Source organism: Annamia dubia NIES-4383, assembly GCF_055394725.1.
This window is the reverse complement of sequence record NZ_AP025630.1, coordinates 1,024,188-1,040,341: the sequence shown is the minus strand read 5'-3', so window position 1 is coordinate 1,040,341 and position 16,154 is coordinate 1,024,188. Positions and strand designations below refer to the sequence as shown.

Sequence of the window (16,154 nt, the reverse complement as noted above, 5' to 3'; positions counted from 1 at the left end):
CCATCGGTTTTTGTTATGGTCAAAGGGGAAAGTTCAGCTAGATAAAAAAACGCCCCTCCCTTAATAGGGAGAGGGTTGAGGGGTCAGATTAAAGTAAATTACCCCTAAAATTAATTAAACTTCATAAGGGGCTTTACCAGAAAATTTAAGTTTTGCTGGTTCAGGGTTCTGTCCAATACGTCTGTCAACTTTACCGTTAAAAGCACGGCCTTCATTAACTTTTTCAGGGAACACACCATCAGCAGGATGAAGATATTGAATTTCTCCATTGGGGAAAACCCGATAGATCTTGTAATCTTGAATTTTGGGTTTGAAAACAGTGCGTAACTGAGTTCCTAACGCCAAACATTGCTCTTTACGAGCGAAATAAAGGAGGTTTTCTCCTTCGTTCATGATCGCCGCGCCACCTGTAGGCATTTCAAAAACTTGCTCTTTAGAGCTAGTCCAAGTGATGGCATATTTTTCTTCCCGTTCAGCCGCAGATAGTAAACCACCTGTGCTACCGCCGAATTTAGGGGTTTTTCCAGTAAGCTCCGTCATAAATTTTAAGTCACTAAAAATTTTTCAAAAGGTATTTAACGAATGTTATCACTTTGTTTCGATGGATCTACATATTTTGTCAAGAAATGTAACATTTTGTTATTGGTCACTTCCCACTGTTTCAAGTGCTTTTTTGAGAACATCGGAATTAGCCCCGATCTGATGGGCATTTTCACTAATATATCTTTTCCATGCTTTCGTTCCGGGTTGCCCTGCAAATATTTGTAACAAATGACGACTGATGGAATGTAATTTAACTCCTTTACTCACCCATTGATCAATATAGGGGTACATTTGTTGGATAATTTCTCTACGGCTTAAGGGTTCAACATCTTGGCGATAAATGTCTCGATCGACCGTAGCAAATAAATAGGGGTTATCGTAGGCCGCCCGGCCGATCATTACCCCATCCACATGGGTTAAATGCTCTTTAATTTGTTCTAATTTAGTAATTCCTCCATTTATTTCAATGAATAAGTGAGGGAAATCCTGTTTTAATTTATAAACATCTTCATAACGTAAAGGGGGAATTTCTCGATTTTCCTTCGGGCTTAAGCCTTTTAACCATGCCTTTCGAGCATGAACGGTAAAACGCTCACATCCTGACTCTGAAATTATTTTAACAAAATTTACTAAATCCTCATAACTATCTAAATCATCAATGCCGATGCGATGTTTCACGGAGACGGGGATCTTAACGGCTTTGATCATGGCTTCAACGCCTTGGGCGACTTTGTGGGGGGTAGCCATTAAACAAGCCCCAAAATTGCCGTTTTGCACTTGATCGCTGGGGCATCCCACATTTAGATTAATTTCATCATAACCCCAATCTTCGGCGATTTTGGCACAAAAAGCTAAATCTTGAGGGTTATCTCCCCCCAGTTGTAAAGAAAGGGGTTTTTCTTCTATCGAAAAATCCAATAGTTTATGGCGATCGCCGTGAATAATGGCCGGCGTGGTAATCATTTCCGTATAAAGTAGAGTATATTTAGTAATTTTACGAATAAAATAACGAAAATGGCGATCTGTGTGATCCATCATCGGGGCGACACTTAAAGGATTAAAAATCATCGGCTCAAAACAAAAATTCAGCTAAAAAATAGGGCTAATTATCAATTGATAATTGCTTAATTAGGTTTAAAATCGCCAAAAATGGCAAAAATAGAAACTTAAAAAAAGTTTAGATTGATCTTAATAAAAATTAAACCAAAATATAAGAAGGTTTATTTATTAAGATTTCCTGAAGTTTTGGTGAAATTAAACTTGACGGTAACAAAATATTATATGATATAATCAGGATAACGGAAAGGCGAAAAAATCAACTATTAAGTTAAAATATTAAGTTAAAAATTTAACTTGATTAGTTGATGATTAGTCAGATCAGTTTTTCAAGTTAAACAACTTTAAAGTTTTTGAAGTAAAATTCTAAAATTTGATTAAACAATTACTAGCTATCAGGAATTAACTTTATTACTTAATGTAAATTCATAAACTTATTGAGAGGTAAAAAACTATGACAACTCAATTATTGGATGCCAAGATTTTTGACGAATATCAAAAACAATTAAATGAGTGGCAATCTCAATTTACCCAATGGCAAAAACGCTTTTTTGATACATGGTTAGAATCTTTATCTGTTGATGCTAAAGATCAAAAATTTGCTGAAACTTTCAAACAAACGGTAGATCTTCAACAAGAATTTATTAGTAATTATATTGAAGCTCAACAAAAAGCTTCCCAATTTGCGTTAGAATCTCAACAAAAATTCTGGAATAATTATTTTGATTTAGTGCGTAAAACTCCTACTCCTGAAGCTTCTTAAGCTTTGAAATTTTATCTTTTAATTTTTGATGCAAGTTTAAGTTTAACCTTCTAAGCTTAACCCCCACCCCTCTCCCAACTAGGCTGAGGGGGTTTTATTGTGATTTTTGATTAACCCCATTAAAATTTTAATTTGGATGGGATTTTTGTTGAAATTTTCTATATTATATGATTAAAATAGAGAAGATTAAGTATCAACCATCAACTAACTATGAATAATTTAGTAACAATTAATCAGGGAGAAATTGTTAACACTAATCCATTAATTGAGTTAAAAGGTGTTTCTAAAGCCTTTGGAAATTCAGTAATTTTAGATCAAATTGATCTTAAGATTTATCGTGGTGAAGCTTTAGTTATTATCGGGCCTTCTGGCACAGGAAAATCTACAATTTTAAGAATTATTGCTGGTTTATTAGCACCAGATGAAGGGGAAGTTTATATTGATGGAAAAAAAAGAAATGGTTTAGTTGAAGATGGGGAAGATCCGATTGGTATTAGTATGGTTTTTCAACAATCGGCTTTATTTGACTCTTTAAATGTGCAAGAAAATGTTGGTTTTTTGTTATATCAACATTCTAATTTATCGGAAGAAGAAATTAAAAATTTAGTTGAAGAAAGTTTGGAAAAAGTAGGTTTAAAAGGTATCGGCGATCGCTTTCCAGCGGAGTTATCAGGAGGGATGAGAAAAAGAGTTAGTTTTGCAAGGGCGATCATGGCGCACCCCTATAATATACACTTAAATCCAGAAGTAATATTATATGATGAACCCACCGCAGGATTAGATCCAATTGCTTCTACGGTGATTGAAAATTTAGTCTGTCAATTAAAAAATTCCGAGGGGGTTTGTAGCACTTATGTGATGGTGACACATCAAGAAAGTACAATTAAAAATACAGCCCAAAGAATTATTTTTCTTTATGGTGGTAAAATTTTATGGGAGGGAAAAGTTGATGATTTAACTAATATTAATTTAATTAAGAATGAATATGTTAAACAATTTTTTCAAGCAAAAATTGAAGGGCCTATTCGTGTTATTGATTAATTATTAATTATCTAAAAATAGGAGGTATTAATTCCCCAAAAATAATCATAATTTTGATCAAGAATATTTAATTTAGAAGATTAATAATAATTAAGCTAATATTAGAGATCTAAATAAAGGTATAGCCAGAGCATTATTTTGGGATACTGAACAATTTTTACAAAAAATCGCTTTAATTTTTAATTTGCCAATTTTTCATTATGAATATTTCAAAAGAAACTTTATTTGCTATTTCTTTATTTCCCTATTTGGGGTTTTTATATTTTATGACTCGCTCAAAAGTAACACCCCGTCTAGCTTTAATTGGTTTTTATTTCTTATTAATTTTTGTAGGTGTGACAATTCCGGCAGGAATTTATGCTAAAGTACATTATCATCAGGATTTAGCTAATGTAGATTGGTTACATGGTGGGGCTGAATTTTTCTTAACTTTATCTAATATTTTCGTAGTATTAGGTTTTCGTCAAGCTATTATTGATCTTAAAAAAATTGATAATTAATAATTGATAATTAATTTATGACAAATGACAAATGAGCAATAATAAATAATCAATAACCAATAACAAATAATCAAATGAAACAATTTCCTTTATTAACAGTTGGGGCTTTAGTTGAAAGCCATCAAAAAAATATTTTAATCGTACAAACTACCAAATGGAATGGCACTTGGGGAGTGCCGGGGGGGAAGGTAGAATGGGGGGAAACGATGGAAAAAGCAGTCATCAGGGAATTTCAAGAAGAAGTGGGTTTATTATTAATAAATATTCGCTTTGCCCTATTACAAGAAGCAGTTTTAGATCACCAATTTTATCAACCTGCTCATTTTGCTTTAGTTAACTTTTTTGCTAATACTAATAGTGAAGAAATTACCCCCAATGAAGAAATAGTAAAATGGGCATGGGTGACACCTCAAAAAGCTTTTGATTATCCTTTAAATACCTATACTAAAATATTAGTTGAAGAATTTATTAAACACAGATAAATTATGTTAAAATGGGGTTAACTGATCCAATAGGATTTAATGTTGAAACTTTCTTTAATTAAATACGTCAATGCTATAATAGAACAATCCTAAATAAATTGTCGTAAATTTTAGAGTAAGAAACCCCTGCTCGTACTATTTTTTATTAATTAATAGTTAAGATGTCAAAAAAGATTTAGGATTGTTATAAACAACAATTTATCTCATTTTTAATAGTGATTAAATCTAATTCTGCTATGAAATTAAATTATGTTTCCGTGATGATTTTAGCGGGTAGTTTTTTATTAACTAATCTACCAATTATTCACGCTCAATCTAATCAAAATAATCCGGCAAATCCCCCTGTGAGTGCGGTTATTCGCCCTGATTTAAACATCGGAAGTCAAGGGGAATTTGTCAGAGAATTACAAGCGGCCTTAAAATTATTAGGTTATTATAATTCAGAGATAGATGGAATGTATGGGCAAAATACAGCCCGTGCCGTCTCTCTTTTTCAAGAAAATGCGCAGTTAAATGCAACAGGTGTTGTCAATCAACAAACATGGAATCGTTTATTTCCTCTGACTTCTCCTAATACAAATAATCCCACTGTTACCGTTGCAACTAACCCTACGTCAACTAATTCACCGAATACAACTAATAATAATCAATCAACTACAACTAATAATAATCGTTCAACTACAACTAATAATAATTCATCAACTACAACTAACACCAATCCCCCCTCATCAAATAATAGAAGACGAGCCGAAGATCTCCCTATTTTAAAAGAAGGAATGGAAGGTGATGAAGTCAAATTATTACAGGAAAGATTGAAAAGTTTGGGTTTTTATAACGGTGTAATAGATGGGGTTTTTGGCCCTAATACCCTACAAGCAGTGATGGCGGCTCAAACTTATTTTCGCTTAGAAGGGGATGGAATTGTTGGTCTACAAACTTGGAAAAAATTACTGGGGCAATAACCACAATTCGAGATCGAAAATAAGCTATTTAGTAATACAGCAAATTGTATGACGTTATGATACAATAGTTGAGGTTATAGCCATAATTGCTACTTCAAACAGCGATCGCAAATTCAAACATTAATCAATCATTGCACCAAATGAAACCTTATTCTTTAGATTTACGCCAAAAAATAGTCAGTGCATACGAGGAAATATGTCCATTCGTCAGAATTAGTACCAAAATTATGGGCAGAGGCAGTGGTGGTAATGGATAATCTCAAAGCACATAAAGTAGCGCGAGTCAAAGAAATGATCGAGGCAGTAGGAGCAAGGGTGGTGTATCTATCGCCCTATTCGTCAGAATTTAATCCCATCGAACATTTATGGTGGCAACTCAAAGCATTTATCCGTAAATTTGCACCAAAAAACAAGGAAGCAGTGACTAAACTGCTCGACTGAGGAGTAAAGCTATGTTCAGATGAACAACTGGCTCATTATTTTACCCACTGTTGTTACTGTACTTAATCGTTATGCAAAATGCTGTATTCAACATTAAGATGAGCAATCTTAAAATTAAGATCGCTCATCCCAACATTAATTAAACAGAAGTTAAGGCTTTTTCTTCTGATTTAATTTCGTCTGTAACTTCAGGTGAATTTGCTTCAGATGGAGGTACAACTTGCCAGAATTTAGGTAAATATTCACTCCAATTTTCTAAGATTAATTTACCTTTTTTACTGCCTGTTTTTTCTACATGGGCAGTTATTAATTCTTTTAATTGTTGTTCCCCAATTTTACTGCTAATTCGTTGAATTTTCACGATTTCAGGGTTGACTTTTTCGGCAAAGTTCCCTTCTTCATCTAAGAAGTAGCCTAAGCCTCCTGTCATACCTGCACCCACGTTACGCCCTACTTTCCCAAGCACGACTATAACTCCCCCTGTCATATATTCACAGCAGTGATCCCCTGTGCCTTCTACTACGGCTTGGGCGTTGGAGTTACGCACGGCGAAACGCTCTCCCGCACGTCCATTCACAAATAATTTACCGCCTGTCGCACCGTATAAGCAGGTATTACCAACGATCGAGCTTTCTGAGTGTTCGTAGGGTACGGCGGGAGGTGGTACAATCACAATTTCTCCTCCGTTCATTCCTTTGCCTACATAATCATTTGACTCCCCTTCAAGGTATAAATTAACTCCTGAAATGTTAAAGACTCCGAAACTTTGTCCGGCTGATCCTTTAAATTTCAGATTTAATTGTCCGGTAAAGCCATGATTGCCATATTTTTTGGCAATTTCGCCGGAAATTCGTCCCCCAACGGAGCGATCGGTGTTAATAATTTTGATCTCTTTGGTGAGGGTGATTTGATTTTCAATGGTATCTAGTACGGCCATATCAGTTAAGATGGTATCATCTAAGACTTGACCATTACTGTGGGCAGTGGCCTCATGATGTAGCCATGTACGATCGCTCTTAACGTCAGGAAGGTTAATTAAACAGTCAAGGTTTAAGCCCTTGGTTTTGCTCAATTCTACGTCTGTACGGGGTTTTAAGAGGTCAGAACGTCCGATCAGTTCATTTAAGCTACGGTAGCCTAAACGTGCCAAGATCGTGCGGGTTTCTTCCGCTACGAAATAACAGAAGTTGACCACGTTGGCAGGTACGCCTTTAAAACGCTCTCTGAGCCGTTCCTGTTGGGTTGCAACCCCCACAGGGCAGTTATTGGTATGGCATACCCGCGCCATGATACAGCCTTCCGCTACCATGGCGATGGAGCCGAAACCGTATTCTTCAGCACCCATGAGCGCCGCCATCACAATATCCCAACCTGTTTTTAAGCCTCCGTCTGCGCGTAATATCACTCGATCGCGCAGTTTATTGTCCATCAAAGTGCGGTGAACTTCGGTTAAACCTAATTCCCAAGGGCATCCGGCGTGTTTGATCGAGCTTAGGGGTGATGCTCCTGTACCACCGTCATGTCCTGATATTTGGATAATATCGGCGTTAGCTTTGGCAACTCCGGCGGCGATCGTACCGATACCAATTTCTGCAACTAATTTGACGGAAACCTTGGCCACGGGGTTAATTTGATGGAGATCAAAGATTAATTGTGCCAAGTCTTCGATCGAGTAAATATCGTGGTGAGGGGGTGGTGATATTAAGGTAACTCCGGGTTTAGAAAGACGCAAAGAGGCGATATAGGGGCTAACTTTTTTGCCCGGAAGTTGACCCCCTTCACCGGGCTTCGCTCCTTGTGCTAACTTAATTTCAAGCTGTTTGGCATTCATTAAATATTCGGGGGTAACACCAAAGCGCCCCGAAGCGATCTGTTTAATGGCTGAGTTGGCGGTATCACCATTACGCAACCCTTTTAAATGGGGAAAGGTAGGCGAATTGCCGTTTTCGTCCACATCGGCAAGGGTAATAAAGCGAGTGGGATCTTCCCCTCCTTCCCCTGAGTTAGACTTTGCACCCATCCGGTTCATGGCAATGGCTAAAGTCTCATGTGCCTCTCGTGACAATGCTCCTAGAGACATCCCCCCTGTACAGAAGCGTTTAACAATATCTTCCACTGGCTCAACTTCATCAAGTGAGATGGAAGCGCGATCGCTGTGAAATTCTAATAAATCTCGTAATGCTGTGGGAGGGCGATCGTGTAAGCTCTGTTTATAAACCTCATAAAAGTCATAATTTTTATCAGCTACGGCTTTATGGAGATTTTTGGCTAGTTCGGGGCTAGTCATGTGATATTCACCCCCCGGTTTATAGTTAACAAAACCGTAATTTTCTAATTTTTTCTGAGTTAATTTAGGAAAAGCACGATAATGTACCGCTATTAATTCCCGTGCCACATCTTCTAAACTCATACCACCTACACGGCTGACAGTGCCTTTAAAAGCGGTATTGATCACGTCTGCACCAAGCCCGATCGCCTCGAAAATTTGCGCTCCGTGATAGGAGGTTAATAAGGAAATACCCATTTTTGAGAGGATTTTGAGTAATCCTGCTTCAACGGCATTAACGTAGTTTTTCAGAGCCTGATCTAAGGTTATATTTTCAATTTTACCATTTTTGATTAAGTTCTGAGTTTTTTCTGACTTAAGCCAACTTTTCACCGTCTCTAAGGTTAAGTAGGGGCAAATGGCAGAAGCTCCATAACCTACCAAACAGGCATAATGATGGGTACTCCAACATTGGGCGGTATCAACTATTAAGGAAGTTTCTAAACGTAAGCCTTTTTTAATTAAATGATGATGCACTGCACCCACTGCTAACAGAGGGGGAATATAACTACTTTCTGCTTCAATTTTGGCACTGGCACGATCACTTAAAATTAAAATTTCTTGCCCTTCTTCTACTGCTTTTTCTGCTTGTAAACAAAGGTTATTAATGGCTTTTTCTAAGCCTTTTGTGCCTTCTTTAATGGGAAAGAGTGTACATAATTGTGCTACCTTAAAACCAGAATTTTTAATCTGATCTAATTCGGTGTCATTAATAACAGGAGTTTCTAATTTTATTTGACGGGCATATTCAGGTTTAATGTCTAAAATATTACCCCGTTTTCCTAAGTACATTCTTAACGACATGACTAAACTTTCCCGTAACGGATCGATCGCAGGGTTGGTTACTTGGGCGAAACGCTGTTTAAAGTAGTCATAGAGTAAACGAGGCTTATTCGATAACACCGCTAAGGGAATATCATCACCCATGCAAAAAGTAGGCTCTTTTCCTTCCTGTGCCATCGTTTGAATGATCATGTCTACATCTTCGGCTGTATAACCGAAAGCAGTTTGTAACTGTAATAAATGCTCATTATTAATCTGATTCTCTTGATTAAATTCCTCAGATTCTAATGTAATTTGATGTTGTTTTATCCAATCACCGTAGGGATTTTTTTGTGCAATTCTGGCTTTAATATCCCAATTTTTTAAGACTTCTTTGGTAGTAAAATCTACGGCGATCATCTGGCCAGGGCCTAAACGTCCTTTTTCGATGATATTTTCGTCTGGAATATTGACTACACCTGCCTCAGAAGCCACGATAATATAACCATCTTTGGTAATACTATAACGGGCAGGGCGTAAACCATTACGATCTAAACAAGCCCCAACGGTTTTACCATCACTGAAAACTAAGAGGGCAGGGCCATCCCATGCCTCCTGTAAGCCTCGGTGAAACTCATAAAAATCTACAATTTCCGAGTGATCTTTTAATTCGGGTTGGAATAAATAGGCTTCTGGCACAAGGATCATGGCCGCTTCTAGGGGGCTTCTGCCTGTGCGCACCAATAATTCCATTACACTGTCTAAATTGTAGGAATCACTGTTATTATTGTTAACAATAGGGGTTAAACTCTCTAATTCATCGTTTGTCCAGCCGTTAACACTCAGATGTAATTCTCTTGTACTCATCCAATTATTGTTACCGATCAGAGTATTAATTTCTCCATTATGCCCTAATAAACGCATGGGTTGAGCAAAAGCCCATTTAGGCATAGTATTTGTACTAAAACGGCGGTGATAAACGGCGAAATTACTCTCAAAATCAGGATTTTTTAAATCTTCATAAAATTCTCCCAAAATGATCGATCGCACCATACCCTTATACACAATAGTGCGACAAGAGAAAGAGCAAATATAAAAATGATCGCTCAACTTTTTCCCTACCTGCGATCGAGCGATATATAAACGGCGATCTAATTCATCTCCAGAAATAGGGCTTTGTGATGTTACAATAATTTGAGCAATATGGGGTTGATTTTCTCTGGCCTGAATACCTAAAACCTGCGGTTTAACTGGCACTTCACGCCATCCAACTACTTTTAAATTAACTTCATTAACTGCATCTTCAATATCTTTTTTTCCTAATTCTGCTTCCTCATCATTTTGGGGTAAAAATACCATTCCCACCCCATAATTTTCAGGTTTAAGGGGAGTAATATTATGATCAGTAAACCATTTTGTCAAAATTTTATGGGGTAAAGCTGTCATAATTCCCGCACCATCACCAGAATCATTATCAGCACTACACCCTCCACGATGCTCCATACAACCCAAAGCATCTAAAGCTTGTAAAACCAACTGATGAGAGGGATGTCCGTCTTGATAAGCAATAAAACCAACGCCACAAGCATCCCTTTCTTCTGTTAGCCAATATTGCCCTTGACTGGCATTTTCAGAATTAGAAGAAACAGAAATATTACTATTAGATGATTGGTTCAAATTGAGAGATTTTTCCATAATAAAAATTAGAGATTAAATAATATAAAATAAATTGCGTAGGGTAGCCATGCCACCTTCCATTTTAAGCTTGAAAATTACAGGATCATACATTATAACTTATTTTTGGTATCCATTCTCAACAATCACCATTTTAAAAATCAGATTTAATGGCGTAAGATCATTACTTTGTTAGGTTGAGATTGAATTTAATTTTAATTTTCTGGCCATTTAATTTGAAAAGTAATTTGTCATAGTATAAGCTTCTAGGCCTTCACTGACAAGATTTTTGTGCTAAAGTATATTGGAGAATAAATCAAGTTCAATGATGTTAATTAAAAATGTTAAAAATTAATAATTTACAAAAACTTTATCAACAAAATCTCGTTTTAGATAGATTAAATTTAACGATTGAAAAAGGTCAAATTTATGGTTTATTAGGTGCTAATGGTACGGGGAAAACTACTACCATTAATTGTATTTGTGGTTTATTGGATTGGGATCGGGGTGAAATTATTTTTAATGATCAACCTTTAACAAAAAAAAATCAACTTTTAATTGGTATTTGTCCTCAAGAAAATTTACTTTATCAATCTTTAACTTGTCAAGATAATTTAGCTTTTTTTGCTAGATTATATGGTATTAATAAACAACATTTACAAAGTAGAATTGATTGGTGTTTAAAGGCTGTAAATTTATTAGATCAACGTAATATGATCGTGGAAAAATTAAGCGGAGGTATGCAAAGAAGATTAAATATTGCTGTTAGTTTGATCCATCAACCTCAACTATTAATTTTAGATGAACCCACCACTGGTTTAGATATTGAATCTCGTTTTCAAATGTGGCAATTAATTGAATTTTTAAAAACTGAAGGTATGACGATTTTATTAACATCCCATTTATTAGATGAAGTGGAAAAACTTTGTCAAAAAATTGGTATTTTAAAGAGCGGTAAAATAATGATTGAAGATAGTTTAGAAAATTTAAAAAAATTAATTCCGGCTCAAGAAATTATTACCATTAAAACTCCTCAAGAAAATGAGGCGATCGCACGGGGAAAAGAGTTAGATTTTCAATATAGATATTATGGGAAAAATTTGGCTTTTTGGTTGCCAAAAATGATAGAATTAAAAGAAGTTTTAGAATTATTTGAAAATATAAAAATTGATTCTATTACCAAAGAACCGATAAAATTAGAACATATTTATTTAGAAGTTACCAAATAAACTAAATTATGACTATGTATTTAACGAGAATTTTACTTCCTCTTTGTCTTTTAGTGATCGGTTGGATCACACAAAATCAAATTAATAATGCTAATTCAACAGAGAATATTCAGAATAATCAAGTTACTAATCAGAATATCACACAGCAAAATAAACAACCCACGATCACCGAAAATGATCTGGTGATAGCGGCGGCGGGTGATATAGCCTGTGATCCAGCCAATGGCAATTTTAATAATGGTAATGGCACGGAGCAAAGTTGTCGTCAAAAAGCCACTTCTGATCTATTAATTAATGCCAATTTAACCGCCGTGCTTCCTTTAGGGGATAATCAATATGAATATGGCATTTTATCAACTTTTGAGCAGTCTTATGATCCTAGTTGGGGGCGAGTTAAGGATATTTCCTATCCCGTTGCAGGTAATCATGAATATTACAGGGATAATGCAAAAGGTTATTATGATTATTTTGGAGAAAGGGCCGGTGATCGGGCAAAAGGTTATTATAGTTATAATTTAGGTAATTGGCATCTGATCGCCCTCAATTCTAACTGCTCCAATATTGGGGGTTGTGATGAAAATTCTCCTCAAATGCAGTGGTTAAAAGAGGATTTAGAGGCTCACAAAAATCAATGTACCCTCGCTTATTTTCATCATCCTCGTTTTTCTTCGGGCAAACATGGCAATCATGCTCAGTTAGATCAAATCTGGAAAACACTTAATCAGGCGGGGGTAGAGGTAGTCTTAAGCGGCCATGATCATCATTATGAGAGGTTTGCGCCTCAAGATAGTGAGGGTAATTTAGATTATGGTCAAGGAATGCGTCAATTTGTGTTAGGTATGGGGGGCAGAAGTCATTATCCCGTTGTCAAAATTCAGCCTAATAGTGAGGTACAAAATAGTAATACTTATGGGGTTTTAAAATTAACTTTACATTCCGAGAGTTACAGTTGGGAATTTGTACCAGAAATTGGCGAAACTTTCAGCGATCGAGGTAGTGATCTTTGTCATTAAAAATGATATTAATTAGTTAAAACTTGACAATTGACAATTGATAAATTAGAGGTAATTTTTAACAATCAATTGTCAATTTTTGAAACTTTAAATTTCAAGCCAAGCATTAACTTTTTCAGAAAAATTAAACATTTGATTAAAATTTTCACTGGGGCTAATTCTAATTCCATCTTGACTAATATAAGCGATTTCCGGTTCATAATGTTCTAAAATTGTTTCGGGAGGCCGAGCGATGGCCTCAGCTATTCTTAACTGAGTAGGTTGCATTTTTAAAGCCATAATACGGCATTTACGATTTCCTTTAGCCCCAGCATGGGCAAGGCCTCTTAAACGCCCCCAAATTAAAATATCTCCTTCTGCGGTAATAATACCACCCGGATTCACGTCCCCCATAATAATAATTGTCCCCGGATGACGTACTTCCACCCCCGATCGCACCGTATTTTGATAATATAAAGGTTCAATGACATTATTAATCGAAATATCCTCAGTTTCGGGAGTTAAAAGATCGGGAAGTTCCTGCTCAACGGAATATCCCGCCATCACAGAAGCTACGGCGGTTTGACGGCGACTGGTGATCACTTTTTTTAACTGCAGATCAACCTGTGTTAAAGTTTCCTCGATCATTTGTAATTGGCGGGTATCCAGTAATCGATCTTTAACTATTAAATGAACGTCCGTGCGATCGCTCCATGACTTTTCCTGACTATTGATCCGACTTTGTAAAGATTCCCAAATTTCAGACCAATTAGTTACAGTATTGTTAGACTCGGCCGGAGGTAAAATAATTAAAACTTTGTCACCTTCACTTTTGAGACGTACTTGCAGATCGCAGTCAACTAAAGAGACAACAGGAGTAGAATTGGAATTAGTGAGATCGTCAGTCATGGAATTAACTTAAAAATACAAATTAATCATAACTTAAAATAGATCACAGGTAAATATTTATCAATTAGTCAATATATTTTTTAATGTCAATAATTCTTGTTCTAAACTAAATTCTGTTACAATTGTTTCCCTAGCTGATTGAGTAATTTTGAGTTTAGTTGTGTGATCTAATTCGATTAATTCTAATACTGCTTGTGCTAAAAAATTAAGTTTTTGACGTGGTAAAATAAAACCATTAACACCGTGTTTAATTACTTCGGGAATACCTCCGGCATCACTGGCCAAACAACAACATTGACAAGCCATTGCTTCTAATAAACTATTAGGTAAACCTTCCCAAATTGAAGGTAATAAAAATAGATCACAAAGTTGTAAATATTGGGCAATTTTATTAGTGTCTTCGATATGACCTGTGATCATAATTTGTTGATAGTCTTCGGGAAATTCAACGCTATAATTTTGTAAAATTGCTTCTTGAGTATTCCTTACTTCTCCAATAATTAACAGATAAATATTCTGATATTTTTCTCTTATTTCTCTTAACATTTGTAATAAATATTTTTGTCCTTTTTTCTCTCTTAATTCCCCTGAAAATCCTAAAATCAAACTATCTTTTTCAATCCCTAATTCTGCTTTTAAAGTTAATTTTTCTTGAGGTGATAAAGTTGCTTTAAATAGATCGGTATTAACTGAATTTTTAATTACAATTGTATCCGTTCTTTGACTAACTAAATTAATTTTTTTAGCTAAGTTTTGACTAACGGCTGTAATAAAATCAGCTTGTTGTAAAGTCCATTGTAAACGAGCAAAATCTCCGGGGGGAAAAACGCCACGATCAACATCATTTCCTCTGGCACTAATTAGGGTTTTAATATTATTTAATTTACCAAACCAAACTGATAAAAAACCGGAGGGAAATAAATAATGTCCCCAAATAAAATTATAATGATTTTGTTGATGTAAAATATCTAATAAATTTAAGGTATTAATCATGGTTAAATCCCAATTTTTATACAGTCCTACTCGATAAATATTAAGATTTTGGGGACAATTTTGGGCTAGATCTTTGATAATTTCTCCGGCGGGAAGAAAGCGACTCCAAACGACAACATCAACTTGAATATTTAATTTTAAAAAACTATGGGTTAGACGGGTAGCACTACGGGAAACTCCTCCTAAATCTGGGAAAAATCTTTCAGCAATTAATAATAATTTCATTATTTGTTATTGGTAACAAGGCTTGATCTTTTAAAAGGTAATTAATTTCTGACAAACTATTTAAGATTGCAATAACTAATAACTAATAACTAATAGTTTTTAATTAAATTTTAACAAAAATTGATCCATTTTGGTTGATAGCTGAATAGATTTTTAAATCAGAAGTGGCTGGTTTTTTTAAAACTTTGCCGTCAATGGCAAATTGTGCTTCATGACAAGGACATTCAAAGATTTTTTGATCGGGTTTCCAGTTAACTAAACAACCTTTATGATCACATTTTGCACTCAAGGCAATTAATTGATCATTGTCGGGATTTTTGATTACAATAATTTCTTGATCTTTATTTAATAATTGTCCTTCTTGTTCTAATTTACTAATTAATCCAAGATTGATCAAATTATTGTTATTGTTATTATTATCGGGGTTAGAATTAGTTTGATTGTTTTTATTTTTGGATGAACAAGCGGCGATCGCAACGGGTAAAGAACTTGCGATCAAACCAAGACCCACAAAACTTAAAAATTGACGACGATCCATATTTTTTGCCTAAGATTTAAGCTAATAGTTATTGTTAAAAAAGTAATAGTTAAACCTAATTAATTATTATCAATTATTTATGGTCAATTGTCAACTGATAAAGGTTCTCCTAATAATTTTAAATTAAGTGCGTGACCACCTGTAACTAAATAAACAGGATCGGCGATCGCCCCGATCAAACGAATTAAATGACTGAGACGATCCCGAAAAATTCGGCCACTTTCATAAGGGGGAATAACGCCCCAGCCAGTTTCTTCTCCTACTAAAATAATGGGATTAACACACTGTTTTAAACTATCAAGTAATTGGGTTTGATTTTGTTGCCAAATTTGCTCATTTTCCCCCAAACAATTAGCCACATAAGTACCCAAAGAATCTATTAATAAACAATAATTATTATTTAATTCTATAATTTTTTGGGCTAAATTGTGGGAAATTTCTAGGGTTTGCCATGTTGACGGCCGCCTTTGCCGATGTTTTTGAATGCGATCTTGCCACTGTTGATCATCAGGATCGATCGTGGCCGTAGCCACATAGATCACAGGTAAATTAGTTTGAGTGGCTAACTTTTCAGCCCATTCACTTTTACCTGATCGAGTCGCTCCCGTTACCAAAATTAAAGAATGATGAGAAAATGATGTCATCTTAATTGAATTTTTGATGTCCATGATTAAAATTGTTAATTATCAATGGTAAATTGTCAAATATCTATTAAAAT

General features: G+C 35.3%; 14 protein-coding genes and 1 pseudogene. 8 read left to right on the top strand and 7 right to left on the bottom strand.

Going from position 1 to position 16,154, the window contains the following annotated elements; all coding sequences use genetic code 11:
• Positions 1-114 precede the first annotated feature (114 nt).
• Entirely contained in the window at positions 115-540 is a 426-nt protein-coding gene (psaD, locus tag Anndu_RS04780; protein WP_464103278.1) for a photosystem I reaction center subunit II, read from the bottom strand.
• Between the two features lie 99 nt (positions 541-639).
• Entirely contained in the window at positions 640-1,611 is a 972-nt protein-coding gene (gene dusA / locus Anndu_RS04775) for a tRNA dihydrouridine(20/20a) synthase DusA (protein WP_464103277.1), read from the bottom strand.
• A gap of 442 nt (positions 1,612-2,053) precedes the next feature.
• Here dusA and Anndu_RS04770 point away from each other — a divergent pair, with 442 nt between their 5' ends.
• The 6 genes and pseudogenes from Anndu_RS04770 to Anndu_RS04745 all read left to right on the top strand — a co-directional run.
• Positions 2,054-2,362 carry a thylakoid-associated protein gene (locus tag Anndu_RS04770; protein ID WP_464103276.1) on the top strand — a complete coding sequence of 103 codons (309 nt, stop codon included), beginning with the start codon at positions 2,054-2,056 and terminating at the stop codon, positions 2,360-2,362.
• Positions 2,363-2,572: 210 nt separating this feature from the next.
• A complete protein-coding gene (locus Anndu_RS04765; protein ID WP_464103275.1) occupies positions 2,573-3,403 on the top strand; it encodes an ABC transporter ATP-binding protein in 831 nt (276 codons plus the stop codon).
• Between the two features lie 200 nt (positions 3,404-3,603).
• Positions 3,604-3,903 (top strand): DUF3593 domain-containing protein, encoded by a 300-nt coding sequence (locus Anndu_RS04760; protein ID WP_464103274.1) that lies wholly within the window; start codon positions 3,604-3,606, stop codon positions 3,901-3,903.
• Positions 3,904-3,977: 74 nt separating this feature from the next.
• Positions 3,978-4,385: an NUDIX domain-containing protein gene (locus Anndu_RS04755; protein ID WP_464103273.1), complete on the top strand. Its 408-nt coding sequence runs from the start codon at positions 3,978-3,980 to the stop codon at positions 4,383-4,385.
• A gap of 236 nt (positions 4,386-4,621) precedes the next feature.
• Complete coding sequence (locus Anndu_RS04750) at positions 4,622-5,347, top strand: peptidoglycan-binding domain-containing protein (protein ID WP_464103272.1); 726 nt, start codon at positions 4,622-4,624, stop codon at positions 5,345-5,347.
• A gap of 243 nt (positions 5,348-5,590) precedes the next feature.
• A pseudogene (locus Anndu_RS04745) lies at positions 5,591-5,711 on the top strand (transposase); the annotation flags it as partial.
• Between the two features lie 216 nt (positions 5,712-5,927).
• On the opposite strand, the gene gltB reads toward Anndu_RS04745, so the two are convergent.
• On the bottom strand, positions 5,928-10,571 hold the full coding sequence (gene gltB, locus Anndu_RS04740; protein WP_464103271.1) for a glutamate synthase large subunit: 4,644 nt from the start codon (positions 10,569-10,571) through the stop codon (positions 5,928-5,930).
• A gap of 320 nt (positions 10,572-10,891) precedes the next feature.
• Between gltB and Anndu_RS04735 the strand changes: the two genes are divergently transcribed.
• Entirely contained in the window at positions 10,892-11,779 is an 888-nt protein-coding gene (locus Anndu_RS04735; RefSeq protein ID WP_464103270.1) for an ABC transporter ATP-binding protein, read from the top strand.
• Positions 11,780-11,787: 8 nt separating this feature from the next.
• Entirely contained in the window at positions 11,788-12,792 is a 1,005-nt protein-coding gene (locus Anndu_RS04730; protein WP_464103269.1) for a metallophosphoesterase family protein, read from the top strand.
• A gap of 87 nt (positions 12,793-12,879) precedes the next feature.
• Here Anndu_RS04730 and minC read toward each other — a convergent pair whose 3' ends face one another.
• The 4 genes from minC to cobU form a co-directional block, all read right to left on the bottom strand.
• On the bottom strand, positions 12,880-13,680 hold the full coding sequence (gene minC / locus Anndu_RS04725) for a septum site-determining protein MinC (protein WP_464103268.1): 801 nt from the start codon (positions 13,678-13,680) through the stop codon (positions 12,880-12,882).
• Between the two features lie 60 nt (positions 13,681-13,740).
• Positions 13,741-14,898: a glycosyltransferase family 4 protein gene (locus Anndu_RS04720; RefSeq protein ID WP_464103267.1), complete on the bottom strand. Its 1,158-nt coding sequence runs from the start codon at positions 14,896-14,898 to the stop codon at positions 13,741-13,743.
• A gap of 103 nt (positions 14,899-15,001) precedes the next feature.
• On the bottom strand, positions 15,002-15,436 hold the full coding sequence (locus Anndu_RS04715) for a QcrA and Rieske domain-containing protein (protein ID WP_464103266.1): 435 nt from the start codon (positions 15,434-15,436) through the stop codon (positions 15,002-15,004).
• Between the two features lie 83 nt (positions 15,437-15,519).
• Positions 15,520-16,080: a bifunctional adenosylcobinamide kinase/adenosylcobinamide-phosphate guanylyltransferase gene (cobU, locus tag Anndu_RS04710; protein WP_464103265.1), complete on the bottom strand. Its 561-nt coding sequence runs from the start codon at positions 16,078-16,080 to the stop codon at positions 15,520-15,522.
• Between the last annotated feature and the right edge of the window lie 74 nt (positions 16,081-16,154).

Bases quoted from the DNA above. Each gene is read 5' to 3' on its own strand.
- psaD (WP_464103278.1), bottom strand. From the start codon at position 540: ATGACGGAGCTTACTGGAAAAACCCCTAAATTCGGCGGTAGCACAGGT.
- dusA (WP_464103277.1), bottom strand. From the start codon at position 1,611: ATGATTTTTAATCCTTTAAGTGTCGCCCCGATGATGGATCACACAGAT.
- Anndu_RS04770 (WP_464103276.1), top strand. From the start codon at position 2,054: ATGACAACTCAATTATTGGATGCCAAGATTTTTGACGAATATCAAAAA.
- Anndu_RS04765 (WP_464103275.1), top strand. From the start codon at position 2,573: ATGAATAATTTAGTAACAATTAATCAGGGAGAAATTGTTAACACTAAT.
- Anndu_RS04760 (WP_464103274.1), top strand. From the start codon at position 3,604: ATGAATATTTCAAAAGAAACTTTATTTGCTATTTCTTTATTTCCCTAT.
- Anndu_RS04755 (WP_464103273.1), top strand. From the start codon at position 3,978: ATGAAACAATTTCCTTTATTAACAGTTGGGGCTTTAGTTGAAAGCCAT.
- Anndu_RS04750 (WP_464103272.1), top strand. From the start codon at position 4,622: ATGAAATTAAATTATGTTTCCGTGATGATTTTAGCGGGTAGTTTTTTA.
- gltB (WP_464103271.1), bottom strand. From the start codon at position 10,571: ATGGAAAAATCTCTCAATTTGAACCAATCATCTAATAGTAATATTTCT.
- Anndu_RS04735 (WP_464103270.1), top strand. From the start codon at position 10,892: ATGTTAAAAATTAATAATTTACAAAAACTTTATCAACAAAATCTCGTT.
- Anndu_RS04730 (WP_464103269.1), top strand. From the start codon at position 11,788: ATGACTATGTATTTAACGAGAATTTTACTTCCTCTTTGTCTTTTAGTG.
- minC (WP_464103268.1), bottom strand. From the start codon at position 13,680: ATGACTGACGATCTCACTAATTCCAATTCTACTCCTGTTGTCTCTTTA.
- Anndu_RS04720 (WP_464103267.1), bottom strand. From the start codon at position 14,898: ATGAAATTATTATTAATTGCTGAAAGATTTTTCCCAGATTTAGGAGGA.
- Anndu_RS04715 (WP_464103266.1), bottom strand. From the start codon at position 15,436: ATGGATCGTCGTCAATTTTTAAGTTTTGTGGGTCTTGGTTTGATCGCA.
- cobU (WP_464103265.1), bottom strand. From the start codon at position 16,080: ATGACATCATTTTCTCATCATTCTTTAATTTTGGTAACGGGAGCGACT.